General features: G+C 63.4%; 16 protein-coding genes and 1 pseudogene. 5 read left to right on the forward strand and 12 right to left on the reverse strand.

Features of this window, described 5'->3' with window-relative positions; all coding sequences use genetic code 11:
- Window positions 1-65: 65 nt before the first annotated feature.
- The 3 genes from RBB29_RS11730 to RBB29_RS11740 are packed head-to-tail and all read right to left on the reverse strand — an operon-like array spanning window position 66 to window position 2085.
- Complete coding sequence (locus RBB29_RS11730) at window positions 66-731, reverse strand: alpha/beta hydrolase (RefSeq protein ID WP_306116605.1); 666 nt, start codon at window positions 729-731, stop codon at window positions 66-68.
- The gene (locus RBB29_RS11735) at window positions 728-1357 is read right to left on the reverse strand and encodes a DNA-3-methyladenine glycosylase (RefSeq protein WP_306116606.1); all 630 of its coding nucleotides are present in this window, start codon (window positions 1355-1357) and stop codon (window positions 728-730) included. The genes RBB29_RS11730 and RBB29_RS11735 overlap by 4 nt, the downstream gene beginning before the upstream one ends.
- Window positions 1354-2085 carry a cobalt-precorrin-6A reductase gene (locus RBB29_RS11740; RefSeq protein WP_306116607.1) on the reverse strand — a complete coding sequence of 244 codons (732 nt, stop codon included), beginning with the start codon at window positions 2083-2085 and terminating at the stop codon, window positions 1354-1356. Before RBB29_RS11740 ends, RBB29_RS11735 begins: the two co-directional genes overlap by 4 nt.
- A 105-nt stretch (window positions 2086-2190) precedes the next feature.
- Between RBB29_RS11740 and RBB29_RS11745 the strand changes: the two genes are divergently transcribed.
- Entirely contained in the window at window positions 2191-3456 is a 1266-nt protein-coding gene (locus RBB29_RS11745; protein ID WP_306116608.1) for an MFS transporter, read from the forward strand.
- Window positions 3457-3789: 333 nt separating this feature from the next.
- The gene (locus RBB29_RS11750) at window positions 3790-4455 is read left to right on the forward strand and encodes a VPLPA-CTERM sorting domain-containing protein (protein WP_306116609.1); all 666 of its coding nucleotides are present in this window, start codon (window positions 3790-3792) and stop codon (window positions 4453-4455) included.
- Window positions 4456-4536: 81 nt separating this feature from the next.
- On the opposite strand, the gene RBB29_RS11755 is transcribed toward RBB29_RS11750, so the two are convergent.
- The 5 genes from RBB29_RS11755 to RBB29_RS11775 all read right to left on the reverse strand — a co-directional run bounded on the left by RBB29_RS11755 (window position 4537) and on the right by RBB29_RS11775 (window position 10180).
- Entirely contained in the window at window positions 4537-5310 is a 774-nt protein-coding gene (locus RBB29_RS11755; protein ID WP_306116610.1) for a squalene/phytoene synthase family protein, read from the reverse strand.
- Window positions 5297-6910 (reverse strand): citramalate synthase, encoded by a 1614-nt coding sequence (cimA, locus tag RBB29_RS11760; protein WP_306116611.1) that lies wholly within the window; start codon window positions 6908-6910, stop codon window positions 5297-5299. The genes RBB29_RS11755 and cimA overlap by 14 nt, the downstream gene beginning before the upstream one ends.
- Before the next feature lie 280 nt (window positions 6911-7190).
- The gene (cysS, locus tag RBB29_RS11765; protein WP_306116612.1) at window positions 7191-8633 is read right to left on the reverse strand and encodes a cysteine--tRNA ligase; all 1443 of its coding nucleotides are present in this window, start codon (window positions 8631-8633) and stop codon (window positions 7191-7193) included.
- 268 nt (window positions 8634-8901) lie between these two features.
- The gene (locus tag RBB29_RS11770) at window positions 8902-9813 is read right to left on the reverse strand and encodes a DMT family transporter (protein WP_306115103.1); all 912 of its coding nucleotides are present in this window, start codon (window positions 9811-9813) and stop codon (window positions 8902-8904) included.
- Complete coding sequence (locus RBB29_RS11775; RefSeq protein WP_306115104.1) at window positions 9806-10180, reverse strand: VOC family protein; 375 nt, start codon at window positions 10178-10180, stop codon at window positions 9806-9808. The genes RBB29_RS11770 and RBB29_RS11775 overlap by 8 nt, the downstream gene beginning before the upstream one ends.
- A gap of 82 nt (window positions 10181-10262) precedes the next feature.
- Between RBB29_RS11775 and soxR the strand changes: the two genes are divergently transcribed.
- Window positions 10263-10733 carry a redox-sensitive transcriptional activator SoxR gene (gene soxR, locus RBB29_RS11780; protein ID WP_306115105.1) on the forward strand — a complete coding sequence of 157 codons (471 nt, stop codon included), beginning with the start codon at window positions 10263-10265 and terminating at the stop codon, window positions 10731-10733.
- Between the two features lie 277 nt (window positions 10734-11010).
- Entirely contained in the window at window positions 11011-12549 is a 1539-nt protein-coding gene (locus RBB29_RS11785; protein ID WP_306115106.1) for a trimethylamine methyltransferase family protein, read from the forward strand.
- Between the two features lie 62 nt (window positions 12550-12611).
- Here RBB29_RS11785 and RBB29_RS11790 read toward each other — a convergent pair.
- From RBB29_RS11790 to RBB29_RS11805, 4 genes and pseudogenes are all read right to left on the reverse strand, one after another.
- Window positions 12612-13268, reverse strand: a pseudogene (locus RBB29_RS11790) (DUF1194 domain-containing protein); the annotation flags it as partial.
- Between the two features lie 63 nt (window positions 13269-13331).
- Window positions 13332-14081: a DUF4336 domain-containing protein gene (locus RBB29_RS11795; protein ID WP_306115107.1), complete on the reverse strand. Its 750-nt coding sequence runs from the start codon at window positions 14079-14081 to the stop codon at window positions 13332-13334.
- Window positions 14082-14094: 13 nt separating this feature from the next.
- Entirely contained in the window at window positions 14095-14640 is a 546-nt protein-coding gene (locus RBB29_RS11800) for a peptidylprolyl isomerase (protein WP_306115108.1), read from the reverse strand.
- Window positions 14633-15139 carry a peptidylprolyl isomerase gene (locus RBB29_RS11805; RefSeq protein WP_306115109.1) on the reverse strand — a complete coding sequence of 169 codons (507 nt, stop codon included), beginning with the start codon at window positions 15137-15139 and terminating at the stop codon, window positions 14633-14635. The genes RBB29_RS11800 and RBB29_RS11805 overlap by 8 nt, the downstream gene beginning before the upstream one ends.
- Window positions 15140-15268: 129 nt before the next feature.
- Between RBB29_RS11805 and pgk the strand changes: the two genes are divergently transcribed.
- Complete coding sequence (gene pgk, locus RBB29_RS11810; RefSeq protein ID WP_306115110.1) at window positions 15269-16453, forward strand: phosphoglycerate kinase; 1185 nt, start codon at window positions 15269-15271, stop codon at window positions 16451-16453.
- Window positions 16454-16525: the final 72 nt, after the last annotated feature.

Here is a 16525-nt window from a genome sequence, read left to right on the forward strand (position 1 = left end):
ATCGCAGATCGACAACGAGATACCAGGCGTGCGCGGCACGCGCACTCAATTTGGCAACAGCAGGATCAGAGCCCGAGCTTGTCGGTCATGAAGGCCAAAGCCACCTGCAACCCATCGGGCGCAATCCCATGGGCCGTACCCTTCATGATATGCGCATAGACATCCTGCCAACCCGCCTCCTGCAACGCCTCCGCCGCCTGCGGCAGCGATTGCGGCGGAACCACATCATCGGCATCGCCATGGGCCAGCAGGACCGGCGGACGGCTCTGCGTTTCGTCCTTCAAGAGTTCCGGCGACAAGAGCCGCCCCGAGAAGGCGACAATCCCGGCAATCTCATCCTCGCGCCGCGGTGCCACATGCAGCGCCATCATCGTGCCCTGGCTGAACCCGAATAGCACCACCTGTTCCGGCAGCACATCCTCATCGACCATCAGCGCATCGAGATAGGCATTCAGATCTTCCGCCGCCGCGACCAATCCCCGCTCTGCCTCTTCCTCTGACGACCCGTCAATCCACGGGATCGGAAACCACTGCAGGCCAAACGGCATGCCCGGGATCGTCTCGGGCGCATCGGGCGCCACGAACAGCGTGTCCGGCATATGCTCTCCTAGGGGATCGGCCAGCCCCAGAAGGTCCGCCCCGTTGGCGCCATAGCCATGCAGGAACACGACGATGGACCTCACCGTCCCCGATACCGGCTCCCGCCGCTCCGATTGCAAAACGCGCGTCATCTGATCCCTTCCCTGTCCTTCGCCACCCGGTAGTAGGCCCAAAGTATCCGCGCGGCAACCGATCTCCACGGGGACCACGCCTCGGCCATCTGCCTGAGTTCTTTCTCCGTCGGCCGTTTCGGCAGATCATAAAGCACCCGCGCGGCCTCCTGCAGCGCCAGATCGCCCGGCGCAAATACATCCGCCCGGCCAAGCGAGAACATTGCATAAATCTCCGCGGTCCAGACCCCGATGCCCGGCACGCGGGTGAGCGTTGCAATCACATCCGCATCAGGAGCGCCCCGCAACCCCTTGAAATCAATACCAGCGCCTGCCAACTCACGCGCATAGCGCATCTTCTGACGGCTCAACCCCACCGCGCGCAAATCCTCGTCGCTCGCCCGCGCGATCTGTCTCGGCCCGGTCAAGCGGGCCTCCTTCATCCGGCCCCAGATCGCCTGCGCCGAGGCGACACTGACCTGTTGGCTCACGATCGCGCTCAAAAGCTCGGCAAACCCGTCTGGTTTTCGCCGAAGCGGCAATTTCCCGGTCAGGTCATAAGCCTCTGACAGCCGCGGGCAGATTTCCCGCAACGCCTCGGCCCCTTCGGCCACGCAGGCATCGGTTTCGATGATCCGCCCCGTCACAGCACCGCCACCCAGTCCAGCGCCTCCTCGGCACTCCGCATCACCGGGGCATCGGGCAGCGCGGGCCGTTCGATCATCGCCACCTGCACCCCCAATTCCCGCGCCGCGGTCAGTTTCGTCGCCGACGCCGCGCCCCCGGCGTTCTTGACCACCAGCCAATCGACCTTCAGCTCGGCAAACAACTCCCGCTCCTGCGTCACGGAAAACGGCGGCGTCCCCACCAGGAAACGCCCATTTTCAAACGGAAACGCCCGGTCAGGCGGGTCAATCTGCCGACAGATCAACTGACATGCCCCCAGATTGGCAAACCGCTCCAGCGTCTGCCGCCCCGTGGCCAGAAAAACAGTGCTGCCCGGCGCAATGTGTCGCGCCGCCTCCTCTTCGCGCTCGACCATCTGCCACAGGTCACCCGCCTGCGGGACCCATGGCGGTCGTTGCGCCAGGGCATAGGGCAGGCCCAACTCGGCGCAGATCCGGGCGGAGCGGTCCGAGATGCGCGCGGCAAAGGGATGGGTCGCATCGAGAACCGCGCTCACGCCCCGCTCCGCCAGATAGGCGCAAAACCCCGCGTCGCCGCCAAACCCGCCGATCCGCACCTCATGGCCGCCCGCCGCCGCAGCCGTCCGTGACCCACCGGCCAGCGAGACAATCACGTCGGTCTTTCGGTCATCCAACCGGCGGGCAATGTCCTGCGCCAATCCGGTCCCGGCAAGCAAGAGTAACGTCATGCCCCTTCATGTCCGCTAAGGCGCTGAATCGCAAGCCATCGTGCGAGGTCCACGCCGCTCCGATTGCGCTTGCAGCCCCCCTGCCATCGGAATAGCTCTGGGCGCATGACCAAACCCACCCAGACACCGATCGAGTCGCCCTCCCCGCTTGCCGGACGGACCCGCGCGACCCGGAGCGACGATCAGCGTGCCTGGCGCAATGTGCGGGTGCTGGTGCTGGCGCAGGCGATCCTGGGCGCGCAGATGGCGATGATGTTTGTGGTGGGCGGCCTGGCCGGTCAGACCCTGGCCAGCAATATCTGCTTCGCAACCCTGCCGATTTCGCTGATCGTGCTGGGCTCGATGGTCGCGGCCACGCCGCTTTCGTCGATCATGCAGAAATGGGGCCGCAAGGCGGGCTTTTTCATCGGCGCGGGTGCCGGTGCGCTCGGCGGGGCGATCGGCGCCTACGGGCTTTACCTCGCCTCCTTCCCGATCTTCCTTCTGGGCAGTTTCATCAGCGGGATCTACATGTCGGCGCAGGCTTTCTATCGCTTCGCCGCCGCAGATACCGCCAGCGACACGTTCCGCCCCAAGGCGATTTCCTACGTGATGGCCGGCGGGCTGGCGAGCGCGGTCATTGGCCCGCAACTGGTCAAGGTCACGTCGCAGGCGATGGTGATCCCCTTCATGGGCACCTACATCGCCATCGTCGCGCTCAATATCCTCGGCTCACTTCTCTTTCTTTTCCTCGACATCCCGAAACCCGCACCCCCCGCCGAGGACACGCCGCGGGGCCGCACCCGGCTTGAGCTTCTGAAAACCCCGCGCATTGCCGTCGCGGTGATTTGCGCGACCGTCTCCTATGCGTTGATGAACCTCGTCATGACCTCGACGCCGCTGGCGGTCGTGGGCTGCGGCTTCACCGAAGGCAACGCCGCCGATATCGTCACCGGTCATGTCCTCGCGATGTTCGCGCCCTCCTTCTTCACCGGTCACCTGATCGCCCGCTTCGGCGTGGAAAAGATCGTCGGGCTTGGTCTCGTGATCCTCGCGGGTGCGGGCGTTGTCGCCCTGCAGGGGGTCGAACTGGAGAATTTCTTCATCGCGCTGATCCTGCTTGGCCTCGGCTGGAACTTCGGCTTCATCGGCGCCACCTCGATGCTGGCTGCCGCCCATGAGCCCCATGAACGCGGACGGATGCAGGGGCTGAACGACCTGCTGGTCTTCGGCGGCGTCACCCTCGCCTCGCTCTCTTCCGGGGGGCTTATGAACTGCTCCGGCGGGGATGCGCAGACCGGCTGGATGTCGGTCAACCTCGCCATGGCGCCATTCCTGGTCCTGGCCGGCGGCGCGCTGATCTGGCTGGTGCTCAGACCGGCCGAATCATAGGTCGTGGCACAGGATCGGAACACAACCAGCACCGTACTCTGCCAAGCCCGCACACGTCATGGGTGAAGATTCCTTCATATATTTCAATATTTTACCATAGGTTGAGTGGATTTTTCGGTGACTTTTCAACGTGTTTTCCGGCCAATCTGAAATGTGGCGGAAATATGGCGAAAATTGGGCAAAAACCTGCTCAAACCCCGGGATTATGATAAGGTAACGGCGCAATAATTTCTAACAATTGCTTTGCGTGGGTTAACTAAGGGGGACCACTCTATGCGTATCAAGACGATGCTCCTGGCAGCAGCGGTTGCAACCGCCGCCGCGGGGACTTCGATGGCCGCAACGCTGACGCATCAGTATGATGTGACATCAGCGGTCGGATCGGGATCAGATCACAGCATCTGGATCAAATCCGGCATCGGCAGTATCGGTTCGGACTTCGACTTCAAGCCGGCTGGCCAGTTTTCGATGTATGACAATGGCACCGCAACCTTGACCGGTTCGGTCGAGTCGCAAAACACGGCCGGTTCAGGCTTCAAGGTGTCGTTCAACTATGACAGCAAGTTCAAGTTCACGCCGCAATTCAAATCCGAGAACGGATCGAAAGCCGTTCCGGGGCAAACCTTCTTCCGTGATCTGCAATCGGGAACGCTGACCGGTTATGGCGCCCTGGCGGGTCTGGTCATGAAGGTGTCACGGATGCCGAACAAGGGTCCTTACGCGACCCAGATCGGGCCGAGCAACGGGGTGAACAACGGCGCCAACAATAAGAACAAGAACTATGGTATGGCCCATTGGTTCGACATGAGGGTGCTGAAGAACAACTGCAAAGTTTGCACCAAGGCGACGGCCAGGGCGCTGAACAAGTCCCAGGGCGACGTTAATGTCGACCTCGAAGGCGGCCCGATCGGCGGACAGATTCCGCTGCCGGCGTCCGGCTTGCTGCTGGTGGGTGGTCTTGCCGGTCTTGCCGGTCTGCGCCGCAAGCGCCGCAGCTAACGCGCTTTCACTCTCCAGTCTATCGAAGGCGGCCCCCCTGGGGTCGCCTTTTTCGTGCCGCATAGGGACCGCAAATTGCCTCTACCAGCGTCCCGACAAGGCGCGCGCCATCAAAACCGCGCGCGACAGGATCGGCGCCGGTGATACTTCTCCCGCCGCCACCCGCGCTGGAACCTTCCGCGTCCGCCTCAGGATCATGCCGCTCTGCCAGGCCGGCAACAACGCGGGGCGCACGTCACGTGGGACACCGGACCGCGCCGCACGGGCACGCGCGAGGCGGCGTAGCCCCTCCGCCGCAAGCGCACCGACGGCCTCCGGGCGGCCATCCGGCAAGGGGATCCGCCCGGATTGCTCCAACGCGGGGATGGCCCGCATCCAATTGGCGAGGCCTTGGGCAAATCCTGCATCGCGAAGGACATCTTCGGGCGGGGTCCCAAGCGCCCGCCCCGCGGCCAGCATCAGGTGCCCGGCGGTCTTGTCGAGATAGTCGTGAAAATGCGCTGCGTCCTCGAACGGGTCGCGATAGATATCCCACCGTCGTGCCGCCACCAACTGGTCCAACAGCTCGGCCCCGTCGGCATCCAGCACCTCCGCCAGCGGTGTGACCACCTCGTGCCGCCGCACCTTGCCGCCCGCGCGGATTTCGTCCAGCGCATCACGCCACCATTGCAGGCGCATCTCGGCGATCATGCTTTCCTGCGTAACCCAGGGCGCCCGCGCCACCTCGACATTGAACGCATAGATCGGAAACAGCACCCGGCGCGCGGCCACCGGTGCGGCCATCGCGGCCATGAACCGGTCGGGATCGGCCCGGCGCACCAGGTCGGCGCAGGCGTTGAGGTCAGCCGTCTCCACGCAGGAGCTTCCAGTTGATCGCGTCAAGCAGCGCCTCGAAGGAGGCATCGACGATGTTCGGGCTGACCCCCACGGTGGACCAGCGCCGCCCCTGGCCATCCTCGCTGTCGATGATGACGCGGGTCACGGCCTCGGTACCGCCCTGGGTGATACGCACCTTGAAGTCCACCAACCGCATATCGGCAATCTGATCCTGGTAGCGGCCCAGATCCTTGGCCAGCGCCTTGGCAAGCGCGTTCACCGGGCCGCGATCGCTTCCGGCCTCGTCCATGGATTCGGAGACCGACAGCTTTTTCTCGCCATCGACCTTGACCACCACGACGGCCTCGGAAAGCGATATCATGTTGTTATACTTGTTCTTTCGCCGCTCCACCGTGACCTTGTAGCGTTTGACCTCGAAGAACTCCGGCAGGATGCCCAACTCGGCCCGCGCCAGCAGCTCGAACGACGCCTGCGCGCTGTCATAGGTATATCCCTTGGCCTCGCGCGTCTTGATCTCATCAAGGATGCGCGGCAGCGCCGGGCTGTCCTTTTCGACCTCCAACCCAGCCTCGGCCAGACGCCGACGCAGGTTCGACTGCCCCGCCTGGTTCGACATCGGGATGATCCGTGCATTGCCCACGGTTTCGGGGTCGATATGCTCATAAGTGGTCGGATCCTTGAGGATCGCGCTGGCATGCAGCCCCGCCTTATGGGCAAAGGCCGACGCGCCGACATAAGCCGCCTGCCTGAGCGGCACGCGGTTGAGGATATCGTCAAGCTGCCGACTGGCCTGCGTCAGGCCACCAAGCGCCTCGCGGCTGATCCCGGTCTCATACCGGCTGGCATAGGGCTCTTTGAGCAGAAGCGTGGGAATGAGCGCCGTGAGGTTCGCATTGCCGCAGCGTTCACCCAGCCCGTTCAACGTCCCCTGCACCTGCCGCGCGCCCGCATCAATCGCGGCAAGGCTTCCCGCCACGGCGTTTTCCGTGTCGTTATGGGTGTGGATGCCAAGGCAATCCCCGGGGATGCCCGCTTCGATCACCGCGCGGGTGATGGCATGAATGTCGCCGGGCAGCGTACCGCCATTCGTATCGCAGAGCACGACCCAGCGCGCACCGGCATCATAGGCAGCCTTCACTGCCGTGATCGCGTAGTCCGGGTTGGATTTGTAGCCGTCAAAGAAGTGTTCCGCGTCAAACAGCGCCTCGCGCCCCTGCGCCACGATATGCGCCACGGATTGCGCGATGTTGTCGGTGTTTTCCTCAAGCGTGATGCCCAGCGCGGTCTCGACATGGAAATCATGGGTCTTGCCCACGAGGCAAACCGCCTGCGTCCCGGCATTCATCACCGCGGCGAGCACCTCGTCATTGGCGGCACTGCGCCCGGCGCGCTTGGTCATGCCAAAGGCGGTCAGCCGCGCGCGGGTCTCGGGGGCCGCGTCAAAGAACTCGCTATCGGTCGGGTTCGCCCCGGGCCAGCCGCCTTCGATATAGTCCACGCCCAACTGGTCAAGTGCGGCCGCGATCTGATGTTTCTCAGGGGTCGAAAACTGCACGCCTTGCGTCTGCTGCCCGTCACGCAGGGTGGTGTCATAGATGTAGAGGCGTTCCATGGTCATGCGCCCGCCCCGCTCGGCCCTGTAGCGAAGTCTGCGTTGGGAACAAGCTGTTCGACAGATTCATCGCCGCACCGATAGAGCCCCACGGATACAGCGGAAGTCGCCATGACAGTAGGGCCGCGCCCGAACCTGGGGGGGCGCAAGCAACAGTAGAAGGGGGGACTGTCGGCGTCACTCTGCAAAACACCTCTTCGGTGCGAAACCTCATCTAGGCGCCCTCCCGTGGGGAGGGTCGGGCGCGGCCCGGCGGTGCCGGGCAACAAGGTCTGATTGGAGGTACTCATTTCAGTGACCTCAGCTTTTCCAAATCGACTGATGAACCGAATTTCCACTCTGATCCACTTTTCTTGTCTTCGATTATGATCCCGGCTTCTTTGAGCGCATCGCGTATTGCATCAGCGCGGGCAAAGTCCTTACTCGCTTTCGCACTCGCTCTTTCAGAAACCAGTTCGTCGATCTGACTCGCCACCTCTTCGTTTGTACCGAAAGCCAAATCGCCGGACTTGACGTATCTGGCCTCCTCCCAACCACCTAACTCATCATCCAGCAAACCTAGCATTTGCGCCGAAGCTTTGAGCGAAGGCAAATCTTGTTTCGATTTGTCAAAGCCTGCGCTGAACGCTGAACTAAACGGTCGAGACGCTAGCTTGTGGAGCTCACCAATTGCACCCGGCGTATTCAAGTCGTCAGCCAGGAGTTCCAGAAAAGCAGAGGATACTGCTCCAGCGTCCACGTCCTTCGTCAACTCACGCCACTTCCGTAGCGTCTTCTCGGCCTCCTTTGCCTTCTCCGCTGTCCAATCCATCGGCTTGCGGTAATGCGTACTCAGGAAGACGAACCGGATCACCTCACCCGGTATCCCCTGATCCAGCAAATCCCGTACAGTAAAGAAATTGCCCAGGCTCTTGGACATCTTCTTGCCCTCGACCTGCAACATCTCGTTATGCATCCAGACCTGTGCGAAACCACCCTCGGGATGGGCGCAGCATGACTGCGCAATCTCGTTTTCGTGGTGCGGGAACATCAGGTCGTTGCCGCCGCCGTGAATGTCGAAACTCTCGCCCAAAAGCTCGTAGGCCATGGCCGAGCATTCGATATGCCAGCCGGGCCGCCCCCGACCCCAGGGGCTCTCCCACCCCGGCAGTTCCTCCGAAGACGGCTTCCACAAAACGAAATCCATCGGGTCTTCCTTGTAGGGCGCCACCTCGACCCGCGCCCCCGCGATCATGTCATCGACCGACCGCCCCGACAGCGCGCCGTAGTCCTTGTAGGACCGCACCCGGAAAAGCACATGACCCTCCGCAACATAGGCATGACAATCGGCAATCAGCTTCTCGATCATCGCGACCATCTGCGGAATGAACTCGGTCGCCCGTGGCATCGCATCCGGCTCCAACGCCCCAAGCGCCCCCATATCATCCAGAAACCACTGCGTCGTCTCGGCGGTTATGTCGCCAATAGGCCGCCCGCTCTCGGCCGCGCGCGCGTTGATCTTGTCATCCACATCCGTGAAATTCCGCGCATAGGTCACATGATCCACGCCATAGATGTGCCGCAAAAGCCGGTAGAGGACATCAAACACCACCACGGGCCGCGCATTGCCCAGATGCGCGCGGTCATAGACCGTCGGCCCGCAAACATACATCCGCACATTCTTCTCATCCAGAGGGGTAAACTCCTCTTTCTTGCGGGTCTTGGTGTTGTGCAGCTTGATCGTCGTCATGGTTTCCTCACACGCAGGCGGTTGCGGCGGGCTTACCAACTTCGATCACTGATTTGAATGAGAAAGAACGGCCCGCCTGAGTTATCTCAGCAGGTAATGCAGCAAATGATGCAAATGGTCCGTGTCATGGCAGCTTGCATAACCGATGCGCCAACCGCCTGGCAAGACCGGAGTTGCGCGCCGCCCCTGCCCGGCAGCACCCAAATCGCCGCCCGAGTGCGCCAGGGAGGGTGGGCGGGGCGCATGAGGGCGGCGATCCGACATGCGCTCACGCAGCGCAGCCTGCGGGTCTTTCGACCACCAGTTGCGCCCGCACCGTCAGCGCAATGCCAACGGCGATGATGGCCGCGCCGCCCCAGGTCGCTGGCCCATAGGCCTCACCCAGGAATAGCGTCCCCGCGCCCAGCCCAACGGCTGCCGCAACATAGCCGATCTGGCTGAGTAAAACCGGCCCGCCGAGCTTCTGCAGCCGGAAATAGGCCGGGAACATCAGCCCTGCGGCCACTGCCTGCACCATCGTGGCCAATGGCACCTCGCGCAGCGGCGCCAACGGCAGATCACCGGTCAGTGACAATTGCAGCAGGACATAGGCCAATATCGCCCAGAAGTGGCTCCAAAACGCCAGCGCCGCGGGATGCGCCGCCTCGGGCCAGTCAAGCGTCCGGTAGATATTCCCCAACGCCAGGGCCACGGGGATACCGAAGGCCAGAAACGCCCAGAACGCCGCCCCCTCGACGCTGCCCCGGCCCAGGGCGACCAGTGCCGCGCCGATCATCCCCACGCCAATCCCGTAGACGCCCAGCCGTCCGGGCACTTTCAGCCCTGCCAGCGCCGTCAGCGCCAGCGTGACCACCGGCGACAAGGCAAACATCAACCCGGCATAGCCCGCCCCAACCCGCGGGATCAGAAAAAACACCAGCGCATTGACCAAGGCGAAAGACATCAGCCCCGAAATCACCGTGTAGCGCAGCATCTGCCCCCGCGGCAGGCGCAACCGCCCCTGCAGGATCAGCCCGGGCAACAGCAACCCCGCCGCACCGGCCGAGACCACCATCGCCCAGACCAGTGGCGACACCCCTGCCCCCGCCGCCAGCTTGCCCAGCGGGAAGTTCAACCCGAAGAGCCCGCCGGTATAGAGCAGCAACAGGACGCCCTGCCGGTTCGATCCCGCCTCAGTCATAATGCACCACCTCAAACTCGATCCCGTCCGGCCCGTCGAAATAGAACCGCAGCCCGGGCTCGTAATCGCCATGGTTATGCGGCACATACCCCGCCGCCTTGACCCGCGCCTCGGTCGCGTCGATGTCATCCACCACCACGCCGACATGATTGATCCCGCCCACGCGGGAATAGGTGTCCCCCATCGCCGACAGCTCCTTGGCCGGGGCATAAAGCGCAAGATAACTGCCCTCGTCGCCCACATGCACGGTAAAGCCATTGTCCTTGGCCGCCCCTTCCCAGCGGACATGCCAGCCGAAGATCTCGCACAGGATCGCGGCACTTGCCTTGGGGTCCGGGACGGTGACGTTCACATGTTCCAGTTTCATAACAGGTTCCTTTCAATATTGATTCCATTTGATTTCCAACGTAATTCCTCAAGTTAACTTTAACTCAATAGGAAAAATATCCATGCAAGACAGATACTTGGCTAAAAGAGGTCTGAGCATCGGTTATGTCTCCGACCGCACCGGGCTCCCTCAATCGGCAATCCGCTATTACGAGGACGAGGGCCTCGTGACCCCGGACCGCAACGATAGCGGCCACCGAAGGTACGCCCGCGCCGACATACGGCGGCTGAGCTTCGTGATGATCTCGCAAGGGCTCGGGTTTTCCATCGCCGAGATCCGCGAAGCTCTCTCGACCCTGCCCGAAAACCGCACACCCAGCAAAGCCGACTGGGCGCGGATTTCCCGCAAATTCGGCGCGGTGCTGGACGACCGGATCGCGCAGATGCAGGCGCTGCGCGCGCGGCTCGACGGGTGTATCGGCTGCGGCTGCCTCTCGCTCAAGACCTGCGCGCTTTACAACAAACGCGACCGGGTGGCCCGGCGCGGGGCGGGTCCGCGCTATCTCATGGGTGATCCGGTCGAGATGGATTAGGGGCAGACGCCGCCCATCGCCACACTCTTCGGCCCAAAAACGGTTTTCGAGGTCCGTTTGCGACATCGGTCGCTATTGGAATAGACTAACCGCAGGGAATCGTGCCGATTTGCGCGCGTCAGGACTGAGGGAGGATCTGACGATGAACCCATGCTGCAAGATTGCAGTGATCATCCGCACCATCGGGGCAAACCGGGGACGTGCGGCGCGTGGCAGACCGTCCAAGGGCTGAACCTTCACCCCTTCTCCAAATTCTTGCCACCAGGACCCCGACATCATGACAGCCCCCGTTTCCCGCCGCTCCGGCGGTCGCGCCGCCCGTAAAGCCAGCCGCGAAGCCCCCCTCTCCGACGCCGAACGCCCGATCCAGCCGGGCATGGAGGGCGGCACCTACAAGCCGCTCAGCCCCGAACAGATCGACCAGATCCACGAAGCCGCGCTGCAGGCGCTGGAAACCATCGGCCTGGCCGATGCGCCCGAAAGCGGGGTCGCCTACCTGACCGGGGCGGGCGGCATCCAGGGCGACGATGGCCGCATCCGCTTCCCCCGCGCCGTGGTCGAGGAGGCGCTTGCCAAGGCCTGCAAGAAGATCACCCTCTGCGGCCGCGACCCGCGCCATGACATGCAGCTTTGGGGCGCGCGGGTGCATTACGGCACCGCCGGGGCCGCCGTGCACATGGTCGATGTAAACGGCCGCGAATACCGCGACAGCACGGTGCAGGACCTGCATGACGCCGCGCGGATATGCGATCAGCTTGACAATATTCACTTCGTGCAGCGCCCGATGGTCTGCCGCGATATCGCCGATAACCGCGAGATGGACCTCAACACGATCTACGCCTGCTGCTCGGGCACCACGAAACATATCGGCACCTCCTTTACCGAGCCGGACTTTGTGGCCCCTGCCCTTGAGATGCTGCACATGATCGCGGGCGGCGAAGAGGCCTGGCGCGCGCGGCCCTTCCTGTCGAACTCGAACTGCTTCGTGGTCCCGCCGATGAAATTCGCGACCGAGGCCTGCGAAGTGATGGAACGCTGCATCGAAGGCGGCATGCCGGTCCTGCTGCTCAGCGCAGGCATGGCCGGGGCCACCGCACCCTCGACCATCGCGGGGGCCATCGTGCAAGCCACGGCGGAATGCCTCGCCGGTCTGGTTTACGTCAACGCCGTCGCCCCGGGGCATCCGGCGATCTTCGGCACCTGGCCCTTCGGCCTCGACCTGCGCAGCGGGGCGATGACCGGCGGTTCGGGTGAACAGGCCCTTCTGAGTGCCGGTTGCGCCCAGATGCACAAGCATTACGGCCTGCCCGGCGGCGCCGTGGGCGGGATCACCGACGCCAAACTGCCCGACATGCAGGCCGGGTGGGAGGCGATGTGCTCCAACGTCATGGCGGGCCTGTCGGGCCTCAACATGGTCTATGAGGCGGCGGGCATGCATGCGTCGCTTCTGGGTTTCTGTCACGAGTCGCTCATCCTGGGTGACGACCTCATCGGCCACGCCATGCGCTGCGTGCGCGGCATCGAGGTCAATGACGTGACCCTCGCCCTCGATCAGATCGCCGAGGTCTGCATGGGCGGCCCGGGACACTACCTTGGCACGGATCAAACGCTGCTTCGGATGCAGTCGGATTATGTCTATCCGGCGCTTGGCAACCGGATGAGCCCCAAGGAATGGAACGAAAACGAGAAACCGGACCTGATCGAAAACGCCATCGCGCGCAAGGAACGCATTCTGTCGGAACCTTCCGCCGCACGGTTCGATCCGATGCTCGATGCGGAACTGCGCAAGGCGTTCAACATCCACCTGCCCGCCTGACGGGCATAGTTCTGCGGCTGGCCGACCCCCTTGGGTTGGCTGGCCGCCACCGGCGCAAGCTCCCGGGCCAGTTTGCGCCGCATCGCCTGGGCGAAATCCCCGCGGCGCGCCACACTCATCACAAACGCCCCTTCGCCGCCGATCACCCGCGCGCGGTAGTAGCCCGCAAGGTTCCGGTCGCCGTCTTCGATTACAAGCCCGTTGATCGTGACCCCCGCCAGCACCGCCAGATCACGCGCGGCCTCCGGCGAAGGGCCGGAATTGTGCCGCGAATCCCCCGATATGTCGATCTTGAGGCGCTGGCCTGCAAACCCGTTTTCCAACAGAAGTTCTGTCGAAAAGACGATCGCATCGCTGATCGACGTACCTCGGCCCGCCCCTTGTCGCGGCGCCTCTTCGACCTTGCTGGCAAAGCCGAACACATCCGCCGCATCGCGCAGCCGGTGCCAGCTGACCGCCTGCCGGTTCAGGCTCCCGAGGCTCCAATGCACCAAGGTCACCGCGACACCGCCCGGATGCTCTTCGACCGCGCTCAGGACATCGGGATGGCGCAGCGCCTCGGCGATCCCCTGCATCTGAAGGTGATATTCCTCGCGGCTGACACTGATCGACGTATCGACCGCCAGGACCAGTTCAACCCCCACCGGGATCCGTGATTGGGCCAAGCCGGCCGACCCGGCAAGAACGGTCAGGATCAGGGCAAAGACACGCAGCATCATGGCCGATATGGGACATGGAATGACAAATCGGTCAAGCCACCTGCGCAACCGCCCACCTCAGGCTCAGGGTTTGCGGTCCATCTCCTCCATGGCACGGCTCCATTGCCGTTCATGCAGGAGTTTCTTGAAGATGCGCTCCAATTCCCGCACCGCGCCCGTCTCAAAGCACCCGCCATGGGACAGGATGATCCGGCGCGGGCGCCAGTCGATCATGTGCTCAACCGAAGGTGCCAGGCCCGCATTTCTGTAACGGCGGCGCATCAGGTAGGGCATGCCACCGGCGCTGTCATCGGTCCCCGCCAGCCAGATCAGGGGCCGCATCCAGACCGGCAGGCGCGCGGTGTCGAAATTCTGGATCAGGTCGGCGACGATCAAGGTTGAGGAGGCGCGGTGATGAAACACCGCCTCGCGGTATCGCTTGCTGCCACCAACAATCAGATGGGCAATCTCATGGCTCCACGGCGTTTCGCCGCCCAGCTCGAAATCATACGCGACCCCCACACCACGCGCGCCCTCGGGCGGGACGGCCCAGACCCTGGCGGCCGGGAACACCTCCCGCCAACCCTCAAGGAAAACCGTATGATCCCAATTGGGTAGAACGAGGTGTTGAACCTCTCCAAGCGCATTGAGCTCGGCGATCAAACCTTCGCAAAGCCCGGTCGGGGAATGTACCCAGAGCCCGCCATCGGCAAGCTGCACCACGCTGGCCCGGGTCGAAATGGGCATCCGGCGGCAGATCACCGCCGGGCCGTCCACGATCCATATCCCCTCATCGACCGGCTTGAGCGTGCCGAGGGGGGGATAGGTCGTCATCGCTGTCTCTCGATCACTTGATGACGGAAACCGACGTCATCACGTCCGGCTTGCCGACCACTGCACCCGATTGCCCTTGACCGCGCTTGATGGCGTCAACCACCTCCATGCCTTCGGTGACCTGGCCGACAACGGTGTATTGACCGTTCAGGAAATGCCCCGGGGCGAACATGATGAAGAACTGGCTGTTGGCGCTGTCGGGGTTCTGCGCGCGGGCCATGCCGACGACACCGCGATCATACGGCACATCGGAAAACTCCGCCGCCAGGTCCGGCAGATCGCTGCCGCCAGTGCCCGCGCGGCGCATGTCGTCGCCCATCTTGCCGTATTGCACATCGCCGGTCTGGGCCATGAAGCCCTCGATCACCCGGTGAAACACCACGTTGTCATAGGCGCCATCATCGGCAAGCTGCGTGATCTGCGCCACATGGGCTGGGGCCACATCCTCGAAGAGGTCGATGACGACGGTGCCATTGGCCTCGCCCTCGATCTGGATCTCAAGGCCGGTGGCCAGCGCCGGGCTGGCCAGGAGCGACATCAGGATGGCGAGTTTACGCATCGGCGGCCACCTTGACGCTGACCATCCGGTCCGGGTTCATCGGTGGCTCGCCCCGCATGATGGCGTCCACATGTTCCATGCCCGACGTGACCCGGCCATAGACCGTGTATTGACCGTTGAGGAAATGGTTGTCGCTGAAATTGATGAAGAACTGGCTGTTGGCGCTGTCGGGGTTCTGGCTGCGCGCCGCGCCCAGGGTACCGCGGTCATGCGGCAGTTTGGAGAACTCTGCCTTGAGGTTCGGCAGATCGCTGCCGCCGGTCCCCGCCGCGCGCAGGTTGAAGTCCTTTTCCATGTTGCCATTGGCCACATCACCCGTCTGCGCCATGAACCCGTCGATCACCCGGTGGAACGCTACGTTGTCATAGGCGCCGGAGCGGGCCAGTTCCTTCATCCGCTCGCAATGGCCCGGGGCCACATCGGGCAGCAGCTCGATGGTGACGGTACCATCCTTCAGCTCCATAAGGATTGTGTTTTCGGGGTCTTTGATCTCGGCCATCGGGCTCTCCTTCGTAACGTGGTTGCTCCGATACCTAGGCCCTATCACCGCAATTGCCAAGCGCAGAGCTTGACCCTTGGAAGGCTTCACGCCAATAGGGGCGCGAATTACGGTATGGAGGCCACGGGCATGAGCTGGAAAACGCTGGATGACATGGAACTGGACGGCAAGCGCGTCCTGACCCGCGTGGATATCAACGTGCCGGTGGAAAACGGCATGGTCACCGATACCACCCGCATCGACCGGATCGTGCCGACCATCCATGACATCCTGTCGAAGGGCGGCAAGCCGATGCTGATTGCGCATTTCGGACGGCCCAAGGGCAAGGTTGTGCTCGACATGTCCCTGCGCGTCGTCCTGCCCGCGCTGGAGGCCGCGCTCGGGCGGTCGGTCACCCTCATCGAAACGCTCGAAGGGGCCGAGGCGCTGACCAGCGAGGCGCAGGCCGCCGATGTGCTGCTGCTCGAGAACATCCGCTTTCATCCGGGCGAAGAGGCCAACGATCCTGATTTTGCCAAACGCCTGGCGGGTCTCGGCGATGTCTTCTGCAACGATGCCTTCTCCGCCGCGCACCGCGCCCATGCCAGCACCGAAGGCATGGCCCATCACCTGCCCTCCTGCGCCGGTCGCCTGATGCAGGCCGAGCTTGAGGCGCTCGAGGCCGCTTTGAGCGCGCCGCAACGCCCCGTTGTGGCTGTGGTCGGCGGCGCGAAGGTTTCGACCAAGCTCGAACTCTTGAGCAATCTCGTGGACAAGGTCGATCACCTGGTGATCGGGGGCGGCATGGCCAACACCTTCCTCGCGGCACAGGGGTTGAAGGTGGGCAAATCGCTTTGCGAACACGAGATGGCCGACACCGCCCGCGCGATCATGTCGAAGGCCGCCGCGACCGGGTGCGAGATCATCCTGCCCGCCGATATCGTCGTTGCCCGCGAATTCGCAGCATGCGCCGAAAATGCCACCTTCGCGGTACACCTCTGCCCCGAAGACGCGATGATCCTCGACGCGGGGCCACAATCCGTCGCCCGTGTCGCCGCCGCCTTGGACAACGCCAAGACGCTGATCTGGAACGGTCCCTTAGGTGCGTTCGAAATCGAACCCTTCGACGCCGCCACCAATGCCGCCGCCCGTCACGCGGCCGAACGGACCCGCGCGGGCCAGCTCATTTCCGTGGCCGGTGGCGGCGATACGGTCGCCGCCCTGAACCAGGCCGGAGCGGCAGATGATTTCACCTATATCTCCACCGCAGGTGGTGCGTTCCTCGAATGGATGGAAGGCAAGGACCTGCCGGGGGTGGCGGCGCTCAAGGACTGATCTGCAACGATGGGTTAGTAGACTTAACCGTAGCTCGACTTCAACGCCCCGCGCGGAATCAAGGCCGAAGGC

This window comes from Roseovarius sp. MMSF_3359 (genome assembly GCF_030733385.1).
Lineage (GTDB): Bacteria > Pseudomonadota > Alphaproteobacteria > Rhodobacterales > Rhodobacteraceae > Roseovarius.

Excerpts from the sequence above, each read along its gene's own strand:
- RBB29_RS11745 (WP_306116608.1), top strand. The coding sequence starts at position 2,191 with ATGACCAAACCCACCCAGACACCGATCGAGTCGCCCTCCCCGCTTGCC.
- RBB29_RS11740 (WP_306116607.1), bottom strand. The coding sequence starts at position 2,085 with ATGACGTTACTCTTGCTTGCCGGGACCGGATTGGCGCAGGACATTGCC.
- RBB29_RS11805 (WP_306115109.1), bottom strand. The coding sequence starts at position 15,139 with ATGGCCGAGATCAAAGACCCCGAAAACACAATCCTTATGGAGCTGAAG.
- RBB29_RS11770 (WP_306115103.1), bottom strand. The coding sequence starts at position 9,813 with ATGACTGAGGCGGGATCGAACCGGCAGGGCGTCCTGTTGCTGCTCTAT.
- RBB29_RS11750 (WP_306116609.1), top strand. The coding sequence starts at position 3,790 with ATGGCCGCAACGCTGACGCATCAGTATGATGTGACATCAGCGGTCGGA.
- soxR (WP_306115105.1), top strand. The coding sequence starts at position 10,263 with ATGCAAGACAGATACTTGGCTAAAAGAGGTCTGAGCATCGGTTATGTC.
- RBB29_RS11800 (WP_306115108.1), bottom strand. The coding sequence starts at position 14,640 with ATGCGTAAACTCGCCATCCTGATGTCGCTCCTGGCCAGCCCGGCGCTG.
- cimA (WP_306116611.1), bottom strand. The coding sequence starts at position 6,910 with ATGACCATGGAACGCCTCTACATCTATGACACCACCCTGCGTGACGGG.
- RBB29_RS11730 (WP_306116605.1), bottom strand. The coding sequence starts at position 731 with ATGACGCGCGTTTTGCAATCGGAGCGGCGGGAGCCGGTATCGGGGACG.
- RBB29_RS11795 (WP_306115107.1), bottom strand. The coding sequence starts at position 14,081 with ATGACGACCTATCCCCCCCTCGGCACGCTCAAGCCGGTCGATGAGGGG.
- cysS (WP_306116612.1), bottom strand. The coding sequence starts at position 8,633 with ATGACGACGATCAAGCTGCACAACACCAAGACCCGCAAGAAAGAGGAG.
- RBB29_RS11775 (WP_306115104.1), bottom strand. The coding sequence starts at position 10,180 with ATGAAACTGGAACATGTGAACGTCACCGTCCCGGACCCCAAGGCAAGT.
- RBB29_RS11785 (WP_306115106.1), top strand. The coding sequence starts at position 11,011 with ATGACAGCCCCCGTTTCCCGCCGCTCCGGCGGTCGCGCCGCCCGTAAA.
- pgk (WP_306115110.1), top strand. The coding sequence starts at position 15,269 with ATGAGCTGGAAAACGCTGGATGACATGGAACTGGACGGCAAGCGCGTC.